Raw genomic sequence first — 20,995 nt, 5'->3', positions numbered from 1 at the left:
CTCCCTCACCGTGGATAGCGATTGACGCGATAGTACGCTTTCACGTCTTCGGTTTCCCTGTAGCGCGCCTTGCGCTTCTCAGCTTCGCTCTCGCTGTCGGCCTGCGCCGGCGCGATCAAGGGGGTTGCCAGCGCGGCGCCTGCACCAACCGTGCCGATTCCGACCTTGCGAAGGAAGTCGCGGCGGCCTGCCGTCATTTTCTTCTCATCGCTCATTGCACCTCTCCTTGGACCGGGGCATCCGGTCAATTGGCGAACTTGAAGGCCTCAGTTTCAATCTCCAGGAACACGCATCCCAGCGCTCCGACCGCTCGATAGAACCTGGCGCATTCGGCCTTCGCCATGTCGGCGAACAGACGTCCGATCCAGCGGGACACATGCTTCTCGAAGAAGACGCGCTGTGCTGTGAGCGACGCCGGGAAACGACCGGCCACAAGGCCCGCCATGATCTCGCATAGCGTCGCCGCATGGTCCTCGGGTTCTGGATTGCTCTCCACCCGCTCGATGCCAAGCGCGGCCAGATCGTCACGAAGTCGCGACAGCGGGCGCTCGTTGAGGAAGCCGGTCAGATAGTAGGACGCGTAGGGCAGCAGCTCGCCGCGCCCAACGCCGACGAACAGGTCAAAATATTCGCGCTCGACCTCGGTTGCGACCGCGATCGAAGCGGCCTCCGCTAGAGCGGAGTGGGCACGCCCAAGCGGCGTCACATCGCCGTTCAGTTGCGCGATCTTTTCGAGGAGGTCTCGCGACGGCGCCGACGAGAGCAGGGTCGCAAGCAGTGCGTATTCCTGCGCGCGTCCGGCTTCGATCGGATCAAGCATGTCCGATATCGCAAGCTCGCTATAGAGATCGGGACGAAGAATTTTTCGCGAGACGCCCGTCGCGACTTCGACTGCAATCACGCGTTGCGCCGGCACCCGGTTCCAGTTCGACACCGAGGGCTGGGCAATACCGATTTTCCGGGCTAGCTGGGCTACGCCGCCCGCGGCATCGATGGCACGTTCAAGGCCCGCATCGCGCACGCCGCCCTCCCATCCTAGGGGCCAAGCGCTTGATTGCGTTTGCTTAACAAAGACTATTCGGGTGCCGGAGGGCGGTCAATCGATGGCATAGCCTGCGGCTATAGCATTTGGTCGCACCCTACCGGGGCAGCGCGCCACCATGTGTGCGGCGCCGAACGGCGGTCTCTTCGCTCGCGCCTTGCAGTTGCGGTGCAGCAGAGTTTGAAGGCAATTCCGGGGTTGCGGACTCATCGGACAGCGAGAGATCCGGGCGCGCCTTCACCGGATTTGATGCTTGCACCAAATCGTCGACCGCAGCAACGGTCGGTCGCATGGCGTCTTCGACAGTCCCTTCGATCGCGTCGGTCGCATTCTCGGCGGCCTGCACGAGGTCCCCGACAACGCGGCGGACGAGTGCGTCAACCTGCTCGGCCGAATAGTCCAGCGGACCGAAGCCAGGCATGGCGGTCGGGTCGTTGAAGTCCCAGGCATTTTCCGCGAGCCCAATGAAGTCGCGAATGGCAGGATCGGCGCTCCAGGCCCGGCGAAGCGCAGCACGGCTCAATTCCTGAGGAATGCCCTTGCGAAGGAAGGCCGAGACGTCGGTCGCGGCATCAATCGACTCGATGGGCGGCAGGCTCGACAAGTCCAACTGGGCGGGACAGGGCTCCGCCACGTCAGGGCCGGCCACCGCCGGCGCATTCGCTTCGGCGGGTGGTTCAGGAGGTCTCGGTTCAGCGTGGCCGTCCCTCGCCGCCTGCTTGCGTCGCGACCAGCGCGCCAGAAAGTCGTCTTCGCTCATTCGTGCCCACCGTCATGGCGCCGCTGCGCCAGCGCCTCCGGATCGGCGCGGCTCCGCTCGCGCTTGAAGAACTCCTTCTCGACGTGGTGCTCGGCGATGAAATCTTCAATCGCCCGGCGCAGCACCTCGGGCATCGGCACCGCTTCGACGAGATTGGCACCGGCCCCCGTGAACGCCTCCCCTTCGGCGGGATCGGCCGTGACCGCGGAAAGGAGGTAGGACGAGGCTCCCTCGGCAGGGCTCAACACGATCCAGATGCTGGGCGCACCGGAGGTGAGATTGTCGCGGTAGCGATCGGTTTCCGAGCGGTAGAGATCGACTGTCGCACTGCCGGCGTAAAACAGCGTCACTCCATCCTGCTCGCGGATCACCGTCCACGGCGTCATCTCCGGCTCATCCGGCAGCACCCCGACGCTGCGCCAGACGACGTCGATCCACGGAGAATCCGCTCTGCGGCGCTCGACCACGACGCCGACGGGGATACGGACCAGCGGCTCGGCGACGGGGCTCATGTCACAGCCTCCAGATGCTTGATTGGCAGTCCCGCCAGCAAGTTCTGGGGTTTCATCCGGACGACCTGATCGGACGTCATTGCAAGGATCAGATAGGCCGGCGTACGCCCCGCGGTGTCAACGATCAGGCCGGGATCCGCAAAGCTCAGCCGAAACAACGCCAGCACGCGCCCCGCGGTGCGGTCGTCGAGGGATTCGCCCTGCCAAAGCCGGTCGCCGATGCGGGTCGCTTCGGAATCCAGGCCCACATACCAGGTGAGTTCTGCGTTGCGCAGTTCGGTCAGCGGCTCGATCGTCACATCGATCCCGAGCAGATGCGAGACCCAACGCCGCATCGCGTCGGCCAGCGCGGCCTGCCCCCGCCCTCCGCCGGTCAGATCAAGCGCCATATCGAACTGGTCACTGCGTTGCCAATAGCCGTCGGCGTTCTCCTCGCTGAGAACGTCGAGTTGGATATCGCTCGTCGCGTCCAGCATCGACATCAGCGACTGCACCGGCGTCGGGCTACGCCCGCTAAGGATTTCATCGTCGCCCAGGAGCAGCAAATGCTCGTGCGGCAGGATCCGTTGCGGCCGAAAGAACAACTCGGCTGCACGCAGCTGAAACGGATCCTCGCAGCGATCGAGCACATTGCGCAGGATCACATGCACCAGCTGGTTCATGAACAGCGGTGGCAGATTGACCGAACCTGAACGAACCGTCGCGAGATAGGCCGCCTCCAGTGTCGGATGGCGCAGCAGGAGGTCACGAAATGCCAGCACGAATTGCCAGTTTTCCCGCGCGTCGGCATCACCGATCGCGGCCACCTCCGTGTCTCCGACCGGGAGGCGCGGATCGGACAGCAATTGCCGGTGCAGGCGACGCTCGACTGCGCACGCATCATCCGGCGGCATCAGTTCGGGGCGCGCGAAATAGGCCTTCAGGTATTCATCCGTGACAACGAGCCCGCCGCTCGCGTTGCGATCGAGCAGATGGTGGCCGCAGGCGATCCAGAAATCCTTCATCGCCAAATCTTTCATCGCCCCGGCTCCTTGGTCATGTCGGCAAGATCGAGATCGCCGCCGGGTTCGGCATCATCCTCCACCTCCATGAACGAGAACGCCTTGCCGTGCCCTTGCCCCTCGCGCAGCCGCAAGCTCCGGAAGGACTCGCGGACCTCGCCATCCCGCACCGAGCGATGGACGGCAATCAGCGTGCTGATCGGATGGGCACAGAGCGATTGCGCAAAGGCAACCTCCTCCTCCGCCGCCACGTGCGCGGTTGCAAGATCCGGCGCACCGAACCGTTCGACGAGCCGCTTCGCCAGCAGCTCCACCAGCGCGCGGCGATCGTCCGCGGTCGCGGGAACGATCTGCGCCAGCGTCGACCAGCCCCAGGATTGCACTCCGAGAAAGCCGCCGCGGAACGCGGACCGGTCCTTACCGTCCAGTTGCGCCAAATCCCGATCAAGGAAGCGGAACGCGCCCGGCACCGCCCATTCGCCGGGCTCCGCGGGCACGTCGAATACGAACGTTTCGGACGGATCGAGCGCGATGGTGCGCAAGAGCTTCACAGGCGCAGCCCTCCGAGCTTCGGATCGAGCCACGAAGGCAATAGCAGGTGTTTCCTCAAATCGCGCCGCTCGGTCCCATCTGCTCCAACCCGGCGCACCAGAAGATCGCCGTTGTCAGCGACCGTGCGCGAGGTCTGCCGTTCGTCCGTCAGCCGGCTCAGGAATTCGCGCGCGAGGGCGTCAAAACCGTCGACTTGCCAGGTTTCGGTCGCGAGCATCAGGTGCCGCGCAAAGCTTTCCGTGATTTGAACCGCGCCGGCTTCGCCAAAGCCCTCCTGATCGAGCGCCGAAACGAGTGGATGCACGCCCGCTTCCGCCTCGGTCATCGCAACCGTCCGGATCATGGCACCGAACACCAACCAGCGCGGCGGCTCATCCTCTTTCGCGGACGACGGCCAGCCAAGCCGGCCGCCACCGACGAGCCCGCCGTCGACACGGACCGCATCCGGCCAATCGATGGCGACCTCCTTGTTCGGGGGTGCATAGGCGCGCAAGGCGTCAGTCAATGCCACCATGGCGGCATAGAAGGCGCGGCGCGCGGTGCATAAGGGCTCGGCGGGTTCGAGCACGACGGCGAACTCAGCAAGATCGAAGCGCCCCACATAGGTCAGCGTACCTGCCCCGCTTTCCTCCGCGATATCGATGGCATGGGCAAAGGCATCGCGCGTCTCGCGCAGCCTCACCAGCGTGAACGGCGGAGGCAGGTCAACGGGCTCCAGGATCGATGAGCGCGTGCGGACGGTCGGCGACAGACGGACCTCCAGCTTCCATTTCTTCCCATGTGATAATAGCTTATCCGAGCAACGGGGACGGCGCGAGTCCGCCCCCTCGTCCCCCGACCGCTTTGGGAGGTGAATAGCCGCGTATGCCGGATTCGCCGAAGACGATCCTGATCTGCTCGTGCGAAGACACGATGCGTCTCGACACTGCTGCGATCAAGCGAGGATGTCGCAACAGCGAGATCGCCGAATTCCGACACCTGTGCCGAGCCGAGCTGGATCGGTTTCGCGATGCAGCGAAGGTCGCGGGCCCGATGATCGTCGGCTGCACCCAGGAGGCGCCGCTGTTCGCCGACGCGATGGAAGGCCGCTCGGAAAGAACAGAGTTCGTCAACATCCGGGAGACCGCAGGGTGGTCCCTGGAAGGGCGACAGGCTGGGCCGAAAATGGCGGGGCTGCTCGCTGCAGCGTCCGAGCCCGTACCAGCCTACCCGTTTGTCACCTTGTCGAGCGAGGGCGTGATCCTGATCTACGGCCGCGATGACGTCGCGGTTGAAGCGGGCCAGCTGCTGGCAGATCACCTCGACGTGACGGTCATGATCACGCGGCCAGCGCAGATTGCACCACCGGCGACGACATCGTTCCCGATCGTCAAGGGAACGATTCGCAACGCCAAGGGACATCTGGGCGCCTTCGAGCTTGTGATCGACGACTATGCCGCGGCTCGCCCCTCCTCGCGCGAGGCGCTGCTGTTCGAGGCTCCGCGCAACGGCCTGACGTCGCGCTGCGACCTCATCCTGGATCTTTCCGGCGGGATGCCGCTTTTTCCCGCGCATGATTTGCGCGAAGGTTATCTCCGCGTCGACCCCGCAGACCCGCCCGCAATGCTGCGCGCGGTCCTCAAGGCGCGCGATCTCGTCGGCAGTTTCGACAAGCCGAAATACGTCAACTTCACCGCAGAGCTCTGCGTGCATTCGCGGTCGAAGCTAACGGGGTGCCATCGCTGCCTCGATCTCTGCCCGACCGGGGCGATCACACCGGATGGCGATCACGTCAAAATCAATGCGGAGGTCTGCGCCGGATGCGGCCAATGCGCCGCGGCCTGTCCGACCGGCGCGGCAACCTATGCCCTGCCGCCAGCCGACGCGCTGTTGCACAAATTGCGCGCGATGCTTTTGTCCTATCACGCAGCCGGCGGCACCAATGCCGTCGTCCTGTTCCACGATAGCCAGCACGGCACTGCGCTGATCGATGCGCTCGCCCGCCATGGCGACGGGCTGCCGGCCAGCGTGCTGCCGCTCGCGGTGAACGAGGTGACGCAGGTTGGCCTCGAGGCCGTCGTCGCTTCCTTCGCCTATGGTGCCGCGGGGATACGCTTTCTCCTTCGCGCAAAGCCGCGGCATGACGTCGCTGGCCTCTTCAAGACGATCGCGATGGCCGATGCGATTATCTCCGGACTTGGGTTTGCAGGACTTGGGTTGAAAGGACTTGGGTTCGCAGGACGCAGGGTCGACGCAATCGAAACCGACGATCCCGACGCACTCGGCAAGACGCTCTGGTCGATCGAGCCAGCGCCGACCGTCGAGCATCCCGCGACCTTCCGGTCCGTCGGCAAACGGCGCGAACTGCTTCGCCTCGCGCTCCACGAGTTGCACCGCCTGGCGCCGTCGCCTGTCGACGTCATCGCGCTGCCTGACGGCGCACCACTTGGCGCGATCAGCGTCAATGTGGAGGGATGCACCCTATGTCTGTCATGCGTGTCGGCCTGCCCGACCGGTGCGCTGCGCGACGATCCCGAGCGTCCTGTGCTCAAATTCGTCGAAGATGCCTGCGTGCAGTGCGGTCTGTGCCAAAGCACGTGCCCGGAAAAGGTGATCACGCTCAAGCCGCAGATCGACTTCCGTGCCGCCAGGGCCCCGGCGACGATCATCAAGGAGGAAGAGCCGGCGCTTTGCATCCGCTGCAACAAGCCGTTTGGCGTGAAGAGCACGATTGAGAAGATCGCGGCGAAGCTCGAGGGCCGGCACTGGATGTATCCCGCCGGAGACAAGCGGCTCGATACGGTCAGAATGTGCGCGGATTGCCGCGTGATCACCATGAGCGAGCAACAGTTCGACCCGTTTGCCGGCGTACCACAACGCGCGGCGCGTCGAACGACCGACGATTATCTGCGCGAACGGGAAACCAAGAATTAGGACCAATTCAACTGTGGGAAGCGGCACACTTAGGAGGGGCACCATGTCTCATCTCACCAAAGCTCATTTTGCATTCGTTGCCGTCGTAGTTGCCCTTGGCGCAGGGATGATGCCGGCGCCCGTCGAAGCCGCGCGCCTGTCGAAAGCCGACAAGATCGCCCTGAAACAGGCGATCGTTGCCTGCAAGGCGGAGGCGAAGGGCAGGAAGGTCAAGTGGCTCGCGCGCCGGAAATACGTGAACAATTGCGTCTCCGAGGCCCTGAAGGAACATCCAAACGTCGACGTCATCAGATTGATCAAGGAGTATCCGAACATAACGAGCCTCCCGGTAGAGAAATGGCCCGGCTTCTAGAGCTTCGGTTCTGATTGAATCAGAACCGAAGCTCTAGATTCTTGTTTTGACGCGTTTTCTTCACGCGAACCGGTGTCCACTTCGCTCGAAAACGCTCTAGCTGCATGAAGCTTTTGTAACGGGCCGCTACCGTCGCCCCAACGTCGCACGCCCCAGGAAATCCGTGAGCGCCTTGCGGTCCTCGACCGACCCGATCCGCTGCTCCGGCATTTTTGTACCCGGCGTATAGGTATTCGGGCCGAGCTCGAAGAGCCTTGCCACCGTTTCGGGAGTCCAGACGATATCCATTTTCGTCAGCGCGTTGGAGAAGCGATATCCCGGCAACGACGCAATCCTGCGACCATACAGGCCATCGAGCGTGGGGCCGGCGCGCTGCGGCTCCTCCGCGGACAGCGTGTGGCACGCAATACACGCCCTAAACACCAGGGCGCCGCGATCTCCCGCATAGGGCGCCAGGGGATCGCTTTGCGCAGCCCGCAGCGACGAGCCGATTGGATCGCCCGTCCGCGCGTTCCAGCGCCGGATCCTGCCGTCCGCGCCCCCCGTCAGCAATGTTGCATTGTCGGGCAGGAATGCCACCGACCAACTCGGCGCTCCCTGAGCGACCAGCGTTTGCACGATGCTCCGCGCCTTTCGGTCGATGACGGAGACGCCTCCGCCAATTCCGGTTGCCGCGATCAACGTGCCGTCCGTGGAGAGCGCCAACGCGACGATCGGGGTCGACCCGGCCGCAAGCTCGCCGGTCTCATGCCCGTTCGATGTTAGAAATCGGATCTTCCCGTCGCCTCCGCCCGCGATGATTTCGCCGTCGGGCGCGACTGCCACGGCGTTGAGAGGTGACGGGAGCAGGACGACATCCGGCGTTCCTGCCGCCATCGGCCAGATCCTCAACTCGCAGTCGTAACCGACGCTGACCAGCGATTGTCCATCGGCAGAGAAGGCAACTCCGTTCACGTTCTGTGTATGCCCTTTCAGCACCTGCGACGCGCCGTCGGCGAGTGACCAGACGCCAACCGTATGGTCCCATGACGCCGTGGCGAGCTTCGTTCCATCCGGCGAGACGACGAGTGAAACGATTGGCGCCTGATGGCCCTCGAAAACCTGATTCGGCTGCTCCCGGCCGGAGGTCCAGATCGCGATCCGCGCGTCGGCTCCGGCGGTCGCCATTCGTCCATCCCTGAGGAAGACGACCGCATTCACCGCATCGGAGTGAAAACGCAGGACTTGTTCGGCGGATTCGGTCTTCAGTGACCATCGAATTGCCGATGTGTCGAAGCTGCCTGACAGAGCACTGTTGCCATCACTCGAGATCGCAATCGCCCGAACGGGTCCGCCATGACCCGCGAGTTGACCTTGCGCCGCCGTTGCATCAAATGCCCACAGGGCGGCAACGACGCACAGATTTGAGAGCCAGTTCATCGGCGGCTCGCGGGTCGGCTCCGGCACGTTGCCGTTGCCCTGCAGAGATAGTTTGCGCGCGCTTGACCGGGGTCAACGACGAGAGCCGTCGTTCGGTTTCCATGCTGCGCCGCGGGATTGGATCAGCCCCGCTACTCAATGCCGCAATGGCGTCTTGTCGGCTTGAACCTACGGGCACCGGCTCCTAAGCTGAACCTGAAGCGTCAAGGATGACGGCATGCAAATACGACCCAAGACGTATCTGCATCTCATTTCGCTGTGGCGGTCACTTCGCAATTCGATTTCGCCACACGGTGGCGACGTGCCCCGTGAAACGTCACCATCGCTCATTTTTGTCGCGGTCGTGCTGACGTCTCTCCTGGCTATCCTGGAGGTCGACCTTCATCGAGGTGAATTGGAATCGCTTGGCCTACTCCGAAGCCACGACTCACCTCCAGCCTCCTTCTTAGGCCCGTAGCGTTCGTCGCCCGACCAGGCTTCAATCTGAAGCGTGCCCTCAGCGTTGATCCCGGCTGCGGGTCGCTTCGCCTGACAGGTGGCTGTCTAGCGCGTCGTCTCTCTCGGGAAGACCAAGGACCGGTCGTCAAAGTCCTCGGCCGGCAACTTGGCAGCGCCGCGTTGTAGTTCCTGCAATGTCGAACTGCTTGCCATATCGGCCCGCCCGACCGACGAGACCGAGTGTGATCGCGGGATGCCGAGCACTACGGTAACAAACGCTAAAACGGTGAAGGCCGCTACCATCAGACCTTTCATGCGAAATCTCCGTTCGGTTGGAGCTGCCCCCGAAGAAGTTTTGCAATGATCTGATTAGTGCTGACCGCAGCATCGCGATGTGAACCGCCTCACATGCCCTGGAAATTTTCCACGTTAGCGCCTTTCGGGTTCCGCCCGAAGTCGACGGCGATGGCGCCCTGCGCGATGCCGACGAGATCGAACTGGCCGAGGAACTTGCTGTCGGCAGCCATCTCGCGCTCGCCCTGGAAGACCCGGATCGTCACGGCATTCTGGTTGCCCTCGCGATCTGCACAAGTCACTGGGGAAAGCTGCGCCTGCGGCCCAGCGCAGATCTTAGCGGCGGGGTATGTAGCCTGCGGCGTTGCGGTCCCAGGTGTCGGCTGTCATTCCGGCCTCTCGCAGCACAACCTTTCTGATCCTGCCGTTCTCGGTGAGCGGCATCTCGGTGACAATCCGGACAAAACGCGGAATGGCGAAGTAGGCTATCTGTCCCTCGCAATGCGTGACCACATCGATGGCCTCGAGCGCATGGCCGGGCCGGAGCTGGACCGCCGCAGCAACTTCATCCTCGCCAAGTTCGGATGGCAGCGGATAGATGGCGCAAGCCGCAATCGCCGGATGTCTCAGCAGGACCTGCTCGACCTCCCATGACGAAACATTCTCGCCGCGCCGGCGGATCGAATCTTTCATCCGGTCGGCGAAATGATAGTGACCGTCGGTGTCGCGCATGACGAGGTCACCGGTGTGAAACCAGAGATTCCGCCAGGCCTCGACCGTCTTCTCGGGCATTCCGAAATAGCCCGTCGCGAATGCGAACGGCTCGCGCGCACGCAGCAGCAATTCGCCGGCGATGCCGTCCGGCAGCACCGTATCGTCGGGATCGACGATACGGGCTTCCACGCCGTCGGCGAGATAACCCATGGTGCCCGGGCGATCGGACGGGATCGGGCTTGCGAACACGAAATTGGTTTCGGTCGAGCCATAGCCATCGAGCAGCGGCACATCGAAACGCGCCAGAAACGGACCGTGAAACCGGCCGGGCACGCCGCCGCCGAGCACGACGCGAAGCTGGTGCGCGGTGTCATTTTCGGAGGGCGGCTGCGCCAGCAGCATCACGGCCATCGCGCCAAGCAGATAGCCAACCGTCGCCCGATGCCGTCGCGCCGCGGCCCAGAAGCCGGAGGCGGAGAATTTCGGCTCGAGCACGTAGGTGCAGCCGTTCAGGAGCGCCTGATAGAATGCGTTCAGCGCATTGGTGTGAAACAGCGGGAGCGTGGTGAAAAGGACATCGCCCTCGACGATGCCGAGCGCGCGCGCCGAATAGACCCCCCACCAGAACATCTGCGCCTGCGGGCAGCAAACGCCCTTGGATGGTCCTGTCGTGCCTGACGTATAGAGGATCGCGACCGTGTCGCCGGGCCGGGCCTGCGCAGGCGGCACTCCCTCCCCGAGCGGAGGTAGTGGCGCGATCGGCCCCGGCATGGAGAAGGGCTCGCCGCCCTCTCCGATCGTCCAGATCACACCGGGCGGCGCGACATCGCTCTCCAGCGTTGCGACGGCCGGCATGAAGGGCGCCTCGACGACGAGCAGCTTCGGTCCGGAATTGCGCAAGATATGGCTGAGCTGGATCCCGCGCAGCGCCGTGTTGATCGGCACGCAGACGGCCCCCATCCATGCGCAGCCGAGATAGACCTCAAGAAATTCCGGCCGGTTCGAGCAGATCAGGGCGACACGGTCACCGGCGCGAATTCCGGCTCGCATCAACCGCGCGGCCGACGCAGCCGCAATGCTGGCGGTCTCGGCATAGCTCCATCGCGTCTTGCCAAAGACAAGGAGCGTGCCATCTCCGTACTGTGCGGCCTGTCGTATCAGAACAGTCGAAAGGATTCGGTCCGCCGGCGGGAAACGCTCGGCCGCCTCCGACCAGATTGGCCGGCCTGATCGCTGCCCGGACACGTTGCTGTCACCTGCCCGCACACGCATCTCCACCGTCTGCCGCGCCGATGGGCCGATATCGCCACTGGCCAGCGAGATAGTTTAGGCTTAAAGTATTCACGAAAGCTGCCGCCACAGCAAGGGCTGCGCGCGGGTTCCGGTCGTGATCTCGTGCAGGACTGGAGGCATCAACAGGAGCACTCCCCGCGATGAGCCCTGAGTTTCCCAATCGATCGCCCTCCGATGCCTTCATAGCATCGGCCGCAAGACGTCCGGACGCGCCGTTCCTGCTTGCGCCTGCCAGCGCGCAATTGCCCTACGCGCCCGACGGATTTGACATCGCGTACGGGGCGTTCAAGGCGGAGATCGATCGCCTGCGCGTGGAATATGCGGCTGCGGGCTATGGACGAGGCGCGCGGGTTGCCCTGCTGCTGGAAAATCGCCCCGTGTTCTTCCTGCATTGGCTCGCGCTCAATGGGCTCGGGGCCTCGATCGTCCCGATCAACCCGGACATCCGCCCGGATGAGCTGTCGTTCCAGCTCGAGCTGTCGGAAGCGGACCTGCTGGTGGCAACGCCGGATCGTATCCACGTGACGAAGGATGCGGTGCTCGGGCGCGCCCGCCTGATCGACACCGACGGCCGTATTCCGTCCTGCCAGAGCGAGGTTGCAGCCCAACAACCGGACTTCAACGGCGAATGCGCGCTATTGTTCACCTCCGGCAGCACCGGCAAGCCGAAGGGCTGCATGCTCTCGAACCGCTATTTCCTGCAGGTTGCCGATTGGTATCTCGCGCAGGGCGGCGTCGCCACGCTGCAGCCGGATCGCGAGATCAATCTGACACCCTTGCCGATGTTCCACATGAACGCACTGGGCTGCAGCGCGGTCGGGATGATGGTGCTCGGCGGCGCCGTGGTGCCGCTCGACCGCTTTCATGCCAACCGATGGTGGCAGTGCGTGGCTGACAGCGGCGCGACCGTCGTGCATTGCCTCGGCGTCATCCCAGCCATCCTGCTGCAGCTGCCGGCGACCGAGGTCGAACGGCAGCATCGCGTGCGTTTTGCCTTCGCCCCCGGCGTCGATGTCCGCCACCGCGCCACATTCGAGGAGCGTTACCGCATCCCGATCGTCGAGGCCTGGGCGATGACCGAGACCGGCGGCGCCGCAGCCACAACCACCGCGCGCGAGCCGGCGGGCTTTGGCGCACGCTGCGTCGGCCGGCCGTCTGATAGCATGGAGTATCGCCTCGTCGACGACCAGGGCGCCGACGTCGCACTCGGCAAGCCCGGCGAGTTGCTGGTCCGCGCCAAGGGCGACGCACCGCGCGCCGGATTCTTCAGCGGCTACCTGAAGGATAAGGAGGCTACCGAAGCGGCCTGGCAGGACGGCTGGTTCCACACCGGAGACCTGGTGTTCGCCGACCACGACGGGCTGATGTATTTCTTCGATCGCAAGAAAACCATCGTGCGGCGCAGCGGCGAAAACATCGGCGTCCTCGAGGTCGAAAGCGCGCTTTACATGGACACGCGCATCGGTGGCTGCGCAGTCACGCCGGTTCCCGATGACATCCGCGGTGAGGAGGTCTTCGCCTTTATCGTGCCCAATGTGACGGTCGACGACGCCGACGTGCTCGTGACCTCGATCGTCAAGGCCTGCGCCGAACGCCTCGCCTATCACAAGGTCCCCGGCTATGTGGCGATCGTCGACGAGCTGCCGCTGTCATCGACGCGCAAGCTCGCCCGCGGCGAGATCAAGACACTCGCGGCCACAGCCGTTGCCGCCAATCGCGCGATCGACATGCGTCAGCTCAAGGCGAAGCTGCGCCACGCCTGAACCCGGGCTGCCGCTGTCACGGCAGCAGCTTGTATTTCCCGCCTTCGATCTGGACCATGATCCGCGCGCGGTCGTCGACGCCGTGGCGATCCGCTGGCGTGTAGCTGTAGATGCCGTGCGCGCCGACCACATCCTTGGTCGTGAACAGCGCCTCGCGCAGCGCATTGCGGAAGGCCGGCGTGCCCGGCGCCGCACCTGTTGCCTTGGCGCGCCTGGCGGCATCGATGAACACCAGCCAGCCGTCAAAGGCATAAGGTGAGAACGCATCGGCCGGCGGCTCGCCATTGGCCTTTTCATAGGCCGCGCGGAACGCAAGCGCGACCTTGCGGATCGGATTGCTCTCGGGAAGCTGCTCGGCTGCCGTCACCGGTCCGGTCGGACAGATGATGCCCTCCGCCGACTTGCCGGCGAGCCGAAGGAAATCGGCACTGATCATGCCGTGATTGCCGTAGAGCGGCCCCTTGTAACCGCGCTCGGACAGCGCGATCACAGGAAGTGCACCGGGGGTGCCCGTGCCGCCCAGCATGATCGCATCGGGGCGGGCGGACAGCGCCCGCAACACCTGCGCCGTGACCGAATTGTCAGAGCGCGCATAACGCTCGTTCGCGGTCACCTTGATCCCGGCCTTCTCGGCGCTTTGCATCAGCGAATTGTACATCAGGTCGCCGAACGCGTCGGAGAAGCCGATGAACGCCACGGTCTTCACGCCGCGGCCCTTCATGTGATCGACGATGCCCTGGACCAGAAGCGGCGTCGGCTGCGGCGTCTGCACCACCCATGGACCGCCCTCGCCTGCCGGCGCCGGCGCGATCGGCGAGATCGCCACCATCGGCACCTTCATCTCGACCGCAACCGTGGCCATGGCCAGCGTCTGCGGCGCGCCCGACGTTCCGATCAGGAAGTCGACGTGCTCCTGCTCCACCAGCTTGCGCGCGTTGCGCGTCGACGCCGCCGGGTCCGAGCCGTCATCGAGCTGGATGACGCGGACTTTTTCGCCATCGACCTCGCCGATATACGCCTGGCCCGCGGCCAACCCCTTGGCGTTCGGCACGCCGATCGAGGACACCGGGCCGCTCAGCCCGGTCACGAATCCAACCAGGATTTCAGCATGGGCCGGCATCGCGGCGCCGAGCAGCAGCGCGGCGCCGACCAACAAAGTTGTCTTGTTCATGATCTCACTCGATGTAGACGAAAAGGCTCCAGCGCTACGCGGCAGGCACCAGCGCAAGCACGCGCAGCGGACTACCCGAACCGTTCTGGATCTTCAACGGCGCGGCGATGATCACCGCGCCGGTCGCTGGAAGCTGATCGAGATTGCACAGGCACTGCAGGCCGTAGCGCCCGCCGCCGTGCAGGAAATGGTGCGCCGGATAGGGTGGACCGAGATGACCGGCCTGTCCGGCGTCGGTCCCGATCGTCTCGGTGCCAAGGCCGATGATGCCGCGCTCTTCGACCAGCCATCGCATCACGGCGGCATCAGGCCCCGGCGTATGTGCACCGTCGTCCTTCAGATTTGCGTAGTCGCGCCAGCCCTTCTTCGACCAGTCGGTGCGCAGCAGAACCCAGTGGCGCTCCGGAATCCGTCCATAACGGCCTTCCCAGGCCTCGACCGCAGCAATCGTCAGCAGGAAGTCCGGATTCTGCGCCGCCTCGGCCGAGCAGTCGATCACGCATGCCGGCGCGATCATGTCGCGCACCGGCAGCGTGTCGACCGAATTGTTCGGCAGGTCCTTGCCGGTGAACCAGTGGATCGGCGCGTCGAAATGCGTACCGGTGTGCTCGCCGAAGGTCAGATTGTTCCAGTACCAGGCGGGACCCGCGGCATCGTACTGCGAAATCCGCTGGATCCGCACCGGCGCGGCCTGCCCGAACTCGGGCGGCAGCACGATGACGGGAAAATCGGGGCTGAGCGTGAAAGTCAGGTCGACGACACGCACCGCGCCGGACGCGATTGCGCCAGCGAACTGCGTCAGATTGTTGCTATCCATTGCGCCTCTCCCGTTCTTTTTTCGATCAGCCCGCTCACGTCCCTAGCTCACGCTCGACCGCCTTGGGATTGGCCGCAAGGCGTTGGCGGATCTCCTCGGCGATATCGCCAACGAACACATCTTCCAATCCGCGCTTGAGCGCCGACACGATGGCGCTGGCGACCGCGCGGGGCGCGACCTTCGGCGGCGGCACGGTCTGGAACCACTCGATATCGAGCGGGCCAGTGAAGACGTTCACGACCTTGACACCGCCGGGCCGGAACTCGGCGCGCAGGCAATGCGACAGCGAAAGCGCGGCGGCCTGTGAGGCCGAGTAGGCACCGAACACGGGCCAGTTCGCCAGCGCATAGACCGACAGGATATTGACCCAGGCGGCGGCGCTGTTGACGCCATCGGCGCCACGCATCCGCATTGCCGGTCCGAACGCCTGCGCCAGATGCACGAAGCCGAGATACGCCTGGTCGATCTCGTCGCGCACGATGCTGGTGCCCTGGCGATCGAGCAGCCCGCCGGCGCGCACATGCTCGGCAGTGTTGACGAGGATGTCGACCTTGCCGCCAATATCGGCCGCGAGGTCCGCGACCGACTTCTCATCGCCAATGTCGAGCGGCACGATTTCGACGCCCTCAAGCGCGCGCAACGCCTCTTCGCCACGGAACGGCTTCCACGGTTCTGCGACACCGACGAACACGATCGACGCGCCGGCCGCCTTCAGTGCGGCCACCACTTCCTGGCCGACGATACTCCGTCCATTGGTAACCAGAACGCGCCGGAACTTCGGATCGGCGGTCATCTCACGCCACTGCCTGTCGTCCGTCATGTTGGGGGTCTCACGTTCGGGGTGCGCGAAAGCCACGGCCTGCCCGCTCTTGTCCAGCTGAAACGACATCACGACCAGCTGGCCCTCCGCGCAATCGGCATGCAAATGGGTCACCAGCCGCGGCCCGCAGTCCATCGCGACCAGACCGACCCGCCATGGCGCCCGCTCGCGGAAATGCACGTCGGCCGGGATGTGCAGCGTGGTCTCGCACAGCAGCGTGCCGCGCCGCGGCGCGTCTGTGAAAGCGAGATCGGCGGAAAGGCAAGCGGGGCACGCATCGCGCGCCGGATAGCAGAAGGCCGCGCAGGCACCACAACGCTGCAGCATGAAACGTCCTTCCGCGGCGGCGCGCGTCAACCCGTGCGAGGTGCGGCTGCGCGGCTGCGGCGGCGACGTCGGCAGCCGCGTCCGAGCTAACGGATTCTTCCGGCGCGGCTTTGCGATCGGCTCGATCATGCGCCTGGTCCTGCGAGAATCGCCGCGCCCGAGGCGAGGCCGCGATCATAATTGATCATTCCGAAGCCCGACGCCAAGCCGATGCGCGCATCCTTGACCTGGGTCGGACCAGCGAGCCCCAGCACCTGCCGCAGGGCCTCGACCACCCCGAGATAGGCGCCGCCGGCACCCGCCTGCCCGACCGACAATTGGCCGCCCGAGGTGTTGTGCGGGAAGGAACCGTCGATCGTCAGGTCATGCTGGCGCACGAAATCCGGTCCCTCGCCCTTGCGGCAGAAGCCGAGGTCCTCGAACTGCATCATCGAGATCACGGGATAATCGTCGTAGGTCTCGACGAAGTCGAGATCGTCCGGCTTGACGCCGGCCATCGCGTAGAGCTCATCAATGTCCATCGCCCAGCCGCCCCGTACCTGGACAGGATCATCGCCGAACGCGTTGTGGCGCTCGATCGTGGCGAGGATTTTGGCGCACCGCAGATTCAGCGACGCAGCGACGTCCTCGGTCATCACCAGGAAGGCCTCCGCGCCGGCGCACGGCATCACGCAATCGAACAGATGGATCGGATCGGCGATCGGCCGCGCCGCCATGTATTGCTCGACGGTCAGCGGCGTCTTCATCAGTGCGTTGGGATTGCGCAGCGCATTGGTGCGCTGGGCAACCGCGATCTTGCCGAAATCCTCACGCCGCGCGCCGAACGTGCGCATATAGTTGCGCGCGATCAGCGCGAAGCTCGCATTGGCGCCGCCGGCGCCATAGGGATAGACTGCGTCCTGGTTGAAGCGCGAGAAGTTCTCCAGCGTGGTACGGAACGAATCGACGTGGTTGGTGTCGCCGGCCACGCAGGCCACGATGCGTGCGTCACCCGCCTGCACCGCCCGCGCGGCGCGTCGCACGGCGGCAATCGCGCTCGCGCCGCCCAGCGGTATGGTGTCGAGCCAGCGCACGCACAGGCCGAAATGCTGGGTGAGACCGATTCCACTGTCGAGCCCGGCCGTGAAGCTCGAAACGCAGAAGCCGTCGATGTCGCGCGGCGTGATGCCGGCACCATCGACCAGCGATTTCAGCGCCCGCCCGATCCACCATTGCGCGCTCTCGATCGAGTAGCGCACGTAGGGGATCGTCACGGGAACCGCCATCACGACCCGGTCATAAGGTGTGCGGATCGGGCTTTGCATCTGATTGCCGGGTTCCTGTGGTGAAGCCGCTCAGAGTACGGTCAGTTTGACGTCGATATTGCCACGCGTCGCATTCGAATGAGGACAACGTTCGTGCCCGCCGGTTGCGATGACTTCGGCTTCATACAAGATCTTGTCGGGCTGCAGCATGCGTGTCCTCAACGTAGCTTGGGTTCGGTGCTCTGCATGCGCGCAACGAGCGCGCGAAAATCCTGGCGGGCGCGCTCATTGGCCAGCGCGAAGCTCGGCCCGCGGCTCGGCTCGGTGCCGTTGAGGCGCTGCAGCTGCACCCACATTTCGGCGCTCTTCAGCGCGACCGCCGCGCAGTTGACCACCGGCGCATGGCCGATCTTGAAGCCGTGCTCGCTTGCAATGAGAAGACCGGGCAACACGCCGGCCGGGATCACGACATCGGCGCCGCGATCGACCAGAGGCTGCGCGCAGGCCGCAAAATCGCGCAGCATGCGCGCTTTCGCTTGGGCATCGCCGGCGAACGCTGCGCTGAAATCCTCGGGCCGGCATCCCATGTTCGTGACATGCACCACGCGACCGCCGAGCCCATAGCGATCGGCCTGCTCGTAGTGCCAGACCTCAAAGGCAGCATCGAGCGTGACGAGGCCGAGGCGGCGTCCAAGCTGCGAGGCCGCAAGCAGCGTCGCCTCACCGACACCGACCACCGGAATCGTCAGTGCCGAGCGCAACTCGTACAATCCCGGATCCTGGAAGTGACCCATGACATAGGCATCGAAGCCGCGCTCCTGCGCAGCGAGCCCGTTGTCGACCGCCTGGATCGCACAGCGGAATTCGCTCAGGCGCCCGAAATCACGATCGGCGGGCGTGATGCCCTCGACGTGGACGCTGGTGCCGGGCGCGGCGATCTCGTTCAGGTAGGCTGCAAGCCGCGCCATGTATGGCGCGCTTGTGGTCTGGTCGACGAAGCTCTGCCAGAAGACGCGCACAGCGAATATCCTGTTCACGGGCGGACCGCACCGGGCCTTGAACCTCTGCAGTCCAGAAGGACTAACGACCCGCACAAGCCTGTCATTATGAGAGCGCGTCGCAGCGATGCGCCGTTCCATCGACCGAAATATTTCAAGCACATAATAATTTTGGCGTCAATTCAACGGCGCATCCGCACGCGCGGCGCGCAACTGCGAGCTGTTTGCCGAAACGACAGGCAGCGGGCGCCCGTCCTATTTGCATAAGCAAATTCCGCTTTCCTGGCCGTACACACCACCGCAAACTTTTCTACGAACCCGGGAGTTGATGTATTGACGTTCCGTCAGAAAATACTTTAGGCTTTAAATAATTGACGGACAGCTTCCGCCGATCGTTGCGTTGCCAAGGGTTCCTCAATCGTGGCTGAGATCATCAGGCTCGGAACAGCAGGTGCGACGGGCGGGTTCGCATTCGCGGCGAACCGGCACGTCGTTTCAGAGCCTGGCGACCTCGGCAGCGACGAAATCGCGCACCAGGCCGGCGAAAGCCTCCGGCATCTGATCGGGAAGCGGCACCATGCCTCCTGAGAGCTCGCGCAGCACGCTGCCGCCGATAGCTCCAGCGACCCTTGGAGCCGCCGGATGAGCGTGCGGATCGTCGGTCGGTGCGATGACCAGCGTGGGGCACCGGATGTGTCCCAGACGATCCTCCATCCGATAGCGATTCACCACCCGGTGGCCTTCGGCCGCCATCTCGCCGGCCCGCAGCGCATCGACCATGAAGCGCCGCAACAGATCGGTATCATCGGCCGGATAGAACGGCTGCCGGCGTGCCCACAGCTCGGTGAGATGGGCGCCGTCACTTCGCGTCTCGACATCGTCGATGACCCGCGTGCCCTGATGCTTGGCGCGCCGCGCCGCATCGACAAAGGGACAGGCCGAGAGCACCAGCGCGCTCACGCGCGCAGGCGACGCAGCGGCGATCTCGACCGCAATCGCCGCACCGGTGTGGTGACCGACGATCGCGCTGCGCGGCTCTTCCAGCGCGTCGAGCAGCGCCAGCGCACCCTGCGCCCACAACTCGATCGAAGGTTTGCCCAATGGCCGGTCGGAATCCCCGAAGCCAAGCGTGTCCATGGCAATCGCGCGGAAATCGCGACCGAGCAGCGGCAGCACGTCACGATACTCATCCCACGAGCGCGGCGTCTGGTGCAGCAACAGAACGGGGAACCCGGCTCCCGCCATCGCAACATGGATGCGGCCAAGGCGCGTCGCGATGAAGCGGCGCTCGATGCCCGGGCCGGTCGTGCTTGCGGTCATGTCACGGCTCCTGTCGATCCTCTCTCGATCCATACTGACATCTCGCTCAGCTAGCGACTGTTTTCAGCCAAGGGGGAATGCAATGCGCAAGATTTTTAGTCTGACTGCAGTCTTGGCAGGCCTTGTCACGGCTTCGACCGCGCAGGCCGACATCACGGTCGGGTTCGTGACATCGCTCAGTGGACCCGGTTCCTCGATCGGCATCCCCTATGGGCGCGGCATCCAGGCCGCGCTGGAGTACAAGGGTGAGATCAACGGTGAGAAGATCAGGCTGATCCAGCTCGACGACGGCTCCGATCCCTCCGCGGCGACGCGCGCCGCACGCAAGCTGATCGAGGAAGAGAAGGTCGATCTGCTGATCGGCACCGCCACCGCGCCCTCGACCATCGCGATGATGGCCGTCGCGACCGAATTGAAGGTGCCGATGATCGCAGTCTCTCCGGTCTCCGGACAGCCCAATCCGGCCGATCAATGGGGTGTTTCCGTTCCGCAGCCCGCCTCACTGCTGGTCAAGGTCGTCGCCGATCGCATGAAGCGCGATGCCGTCAAGAACATCGGCTATATCGGCTTCTCCGACGCCTGGGGTGATCTCGTCTACAACGGCGCCAAGGCGGCCGAAACCGAAGACGGCATCAAGATCCTGACCAACGAGCGCTATGCACGCGTCGACACCTCGGTCACCGGTCAGATCCTCAAGGTTCTGGCGGCGCGGCCCGATGCCGTGCTGATCGGCGGATCCGGCACGCAAGGCTCGCTCCCGCTGCTGGCGCTTGGCGAACGCGGCTTCAAAGGCAAGACCTACGGCACGGTTGCGCTGATCAATCCCGACTTCGTACGCGTCGGCGGCAAATCTGCCGAAGGGATCCAGGTGTCCACCGGTCCGGTCATCGTCGCCGATCAGCTTCCGGACAGCCATTTCGCCAAGAAGTTGGCGCTTGAATTCCGCGCGGCCTACCAGAAGGCCAACAACGCCCCGACCACGGACGTGTTCGCGGCCTATTCCTTCGACGGCTGGATGATCTTCACATCGGCCGCGGCGCGCGCGCTGAAAACGGCGAAGCCCGGCACCGTCGAATTCCGCAAGGCGCTTCGCGACGAGATCCTCGACACCAAGGAACTCGCCGGCGTCCACGCGGTCTACAACTTCAAGCCTGGGGCCTATCACGGCGTCGACGAGCGCTCGCTGGTGATCGTGCGCCTGATCAACGGCGTCTGGACCTACGCGCCGTGAGGGCGGAATAGCAG

20 protein-coding genes and 1 pseudogene are annotated in these 20,995 nt (G+C 64.5%); 4 read left to right on the top strand and 17 right to left on the bottom strand.

Translation table 11 applies throughout. From position 1 onward, the window contains the following. Window positions 1–5: 5 nt before the first annotated feature. The 7 genes from WDM24_RS16015 to WDM24_RS15985 all read right to left on the bottom strand — a co-directional run bounded on the left by WDM24_RS16015 (window position 6) and on the right by WDM24_RS15985 (window position 4,549). Window positions 6–215, bottom strand: coding sequence for a twin-arginine translocation signal domain-containing protein (locus WDM24_RS16015; protein ID WP_338699419.1), 210 nt, complete (start codon window positions 213–215; stop codon window positions 6–8). A 29-nt stretch (window positions 216–244) separates the two neighbouring features. Then, window positions 245–1,021: a Cro/CI family transcriptional regulator gene (locus tag WDM24_RS16010; protein ID WP_338699417.1), complete on the bottom strand. Its 777-nt coding sequence runs from the start codon at window positions 1,019–1,021 to the stop codon at window positions 245–247. 118 nt (window positions 1,022–1,139) lie between these two features. Further along, window positions 1,140–1,802: a DUF3306 domain-containing protein gene (locus WDM24_RS16005; protein ID WP_338699415.1), complete on the bottom strand. Its 663-nt coding sequence runs from the start codon at window positions 1,800–1,802 to the stop codon at window positions 1,140–1,142. Next, the gene (locus WDM24_RS16000; protein WP_338699413.1) at window positions 1,799–2,314 is read right to left on the bottom strand and encodes a DUF3305 domain-containing protein; all 516 of its coding nucleotides are present in this window, start codon (window positions 2,312–2,314) and stop codon (window positions 1,799–1,801) included. Before WDM24_RS16000 ends, WDM24_RS16005 begins: the two co-directional genes overlap by 4 nt. Further along, window positions 2,311–3,318, bottom strand: coding sequence for a DUF6352 family protein (locus WDM24_RS15995; protein ID WP_338701249.1), 1,008 nt, complete (start codon window positions 3,316–3,318; stop codon window positions 2,311–2,313). The genes WDM24_RS16000 and WDM24_RS15995 overlap by 4 nt, the downstream gene beginning before the upstream one ends. Before the next feature lie 11 nt (window positions 3,319–3,329). Continuing rightward, a complete protein-coding gene (locus tag WDM24_RS15990; protein ID WP_338831801.1) occupies window positions 3,330–3,866 on the bottom strand; it encodes a DUF6505 family protein in 537 nt (178 codons plus the stop codon). Then, the gene (locus WDM24_RS15985; RefSeq protein ID WP_338699409.1) at window positions 3,863–4,549 is read right to left on the bottom strand and encodes a biotin/lipoate--protein ligase family protein; all 687 of its coding nucleotides are present in this window, start codon (window positions 4,547–4,549) and stop codon (window positions 3,863–3,865) included. The genes WDM24_RS15990 and WDM24_RS15985 overlap by 4 nt, the downstream gene beginning before the upstream one ends. 230 nt (window positions 4,550–4,779) lie before the next feature. On the opposite strand from WDM24_RS15985, the gene WDM24_RS15980 reads away from it, so the two are divergent. After that, complete coding sequence (locus WDM24_RS15980) at window positions 4,780–6,780, top strand: 4Fe-4S binding protein (RefSeq protein ID WP_338832393.1); 2,001 nt, start codon at window positions 4,780–4,782, stop codon at window positions 6,778–6,780. Window positions 6,781–6,823: 43 nt separating this feature from the next. After that, the gene (locus tag WDM24_RS15975; protein WP_224741665.1) at window positions 6,824–7,132 is read left to right on the top strand and encodes a hypothetical protein; all 309 of its coding nucleotides are present in this window, start codon (window positions 6,824–6,826) and stop codon (window positions 7,130–7,132) included. 126 nt (window positions 7,133–7,258) lie between these two features. On the opposite strand, the gene WDM24_RS15970 is transcribed toward WDM24_RS15975, so the two are convergent. From WDM24_RS15970 to WDM24_RS15955, 4 genes and pseudogenes are all read right to left on the bottom strand, one after another. Next, a complete protein-coding gene (locus WDM24_RS15970) occupies window positions 7,259–8,551 on the bottom strand; it encodes a c-type cytochrome (protein ID WP_338699406.1) in 1,293 nt (430 codons plus the stop codon). 543 nt (window positions 8,552–9,094) lie between these two features. Then, entirely contained in the window at window positions 9,095–9,304 is a 210-nt protein-coding gene (locus tag WDM24_RS15965) for a hypothetical protein (RefSeq protein WP_338699404.1), read from the bottom strand. Between the two features lie 164 nt (window positions 9,305–9,468). Then, window positions 9,469–9,567: pseudogene (locus WDM24_RS15960) on the bottom strand (Hsp70 family protein); the annotation flags it as partial. 52 nt (window positions 9,568–9,619) lie between these two features. Further along, window positions 9,620–11,269, bottom strand: a complete 1,650-nt coding sequence (locus WDM24_RS15955) for an ATP-dependent acyl-CoA ligase (RefSeq protein WP_338831799.1) — start codon at window positions 11,267–11,269, stop codon at window positions 9,620–9,622. 161 nt (window positions 11,270–11,430) lie between these two features. On the opposite strand from WDM24_RS15955, the gene WDM24_RS15950 reads away from it, so the two are divergent. After that, a complete protein-coding gene (locus tag WDM24_RS15950) occupies window positions 11,431–13,053 on the top strand; it encodes an AMP-binding protein (RefSeq protein WP_338699398.1) in 1,623 nt (540 codons plus the stop codon). Between the two features lie 16 nt (window positions 13,054–13,069). On the opposite strand, the gene WDM24_RS15945 is transcribed toward WDM24_RS15950, so the two are convergent. The 6 genes from WDM24_RS15945 to WDM24_RS15920 form a co-directional block, all read right to left on the bottom strand. Then, the gene (locus WDM24_RS15945) at window positions 13,070–14,224 is read right to left on the bottom strand and encodes an ABC transporter substrate-binding protein (protein WP_338699396.1); all 1,155 of its coding nucleotides are present in this window, start codon (window positions 14,222–14,224) and stop codon (window positions 13,070–13,072) included. 34 nt (window positions 14,225–14,258) lie between these two features. Then, the gene (locus tag WDM24_RS15940; protein WP_338831798.1) at window positions 14,259–15,041 is read right to left on the bottom strand and encodes a cyclase family protein; all 783 of its coding nucleotides are present in this window, start codon (window positions 15,039–15,041) and stop codon (window positions 14,259–14,261) included. A 34-nt stretch (window positions 15,042–15,075) separates the two neighbouring features. Next, window positions 15,076–16,317 (bottom strand): SDR family NAD(P)-dependent oxidoreductase, encoded by a 1,242-nt coding sequence (locus WDM24_RS15935; RefSeq protein WP_338699392.1) that lies wholly within the window; start codon window positions 16,315–16,317, stop codon window positions 15,076–15,078. Further along, a complete protein-coding gene (locus tag WDM24_RS15930; RefSeq protein ID WP_338699390.1) occupies window positions 16,314–17,492 on the bottom strand; it encodes a thiolase family protein in 1,179 nt (392 codons plus the stop codon). Before WDM24_RS15930 ends, WDM24_RS15935 begins: the two co-directional genes overlap by 4 nt. Window positions 17,493–17,650: 158 nt before the next feature. Then, complete coding sequence (locus WDM24_RS15925; RefSeq protein WP_338699387.1) at window positions 17,651–18,451, bottom strand: aspartate/glutamate racemase family protein; 801 nt, start codon at window positions 18,449–18,451, stop codon at window positions 17,651–17,653. Between the two features lie 474 nt (window positions 18,452–18,925). Then, window positions 18,926–19,750 carry an alpha/beta fold hydrolase gene (locus tag WDM24_RS15920; RefSeq protein WP_338699385.1) on the bottom strand — a complete coding sequence of 275 codons (825 nt, stop codon included), beginning with the start codon at window positions 19,748–19,750 and terminating at the stop codon, window positions 18,926–18,928. Between the two features lie 82 nt (window positions 19,751–19,832). Between WDM24_RS15920 and WDM24_RS15915 the strand changes: the two genes are divergently transcribed. Next, a complete protein-coding gene (locus WDM24_RS15915; RefSeq protein ID WP_338699384.1) occupies window positions 19,833–20,981 on the top strand; it encodes an ABC transporter substrate-binding protein in 1,149 nt (382 codons plus the stop codon). Window positions 20,982–20,995: the final 14 nt, after the last annotated feature.

It is taken from the genome of Bradyrhizobium sp. 27S5 (assembly GCF_037217225.1).
Classification (GTDB): domain Bacteria; phylum Pseudomonadota; class Alphaproteobacteria; order Rhizobiales; family Xanthobacteraceae; genus Bradyrhizobium; species Bradyrhizobium septentrionale.
The sequence above is the reverse complement of the archived record's forward strand: the minus strand, read 5'-3'. Positions and strand labels throughout refer to the sequence as shown.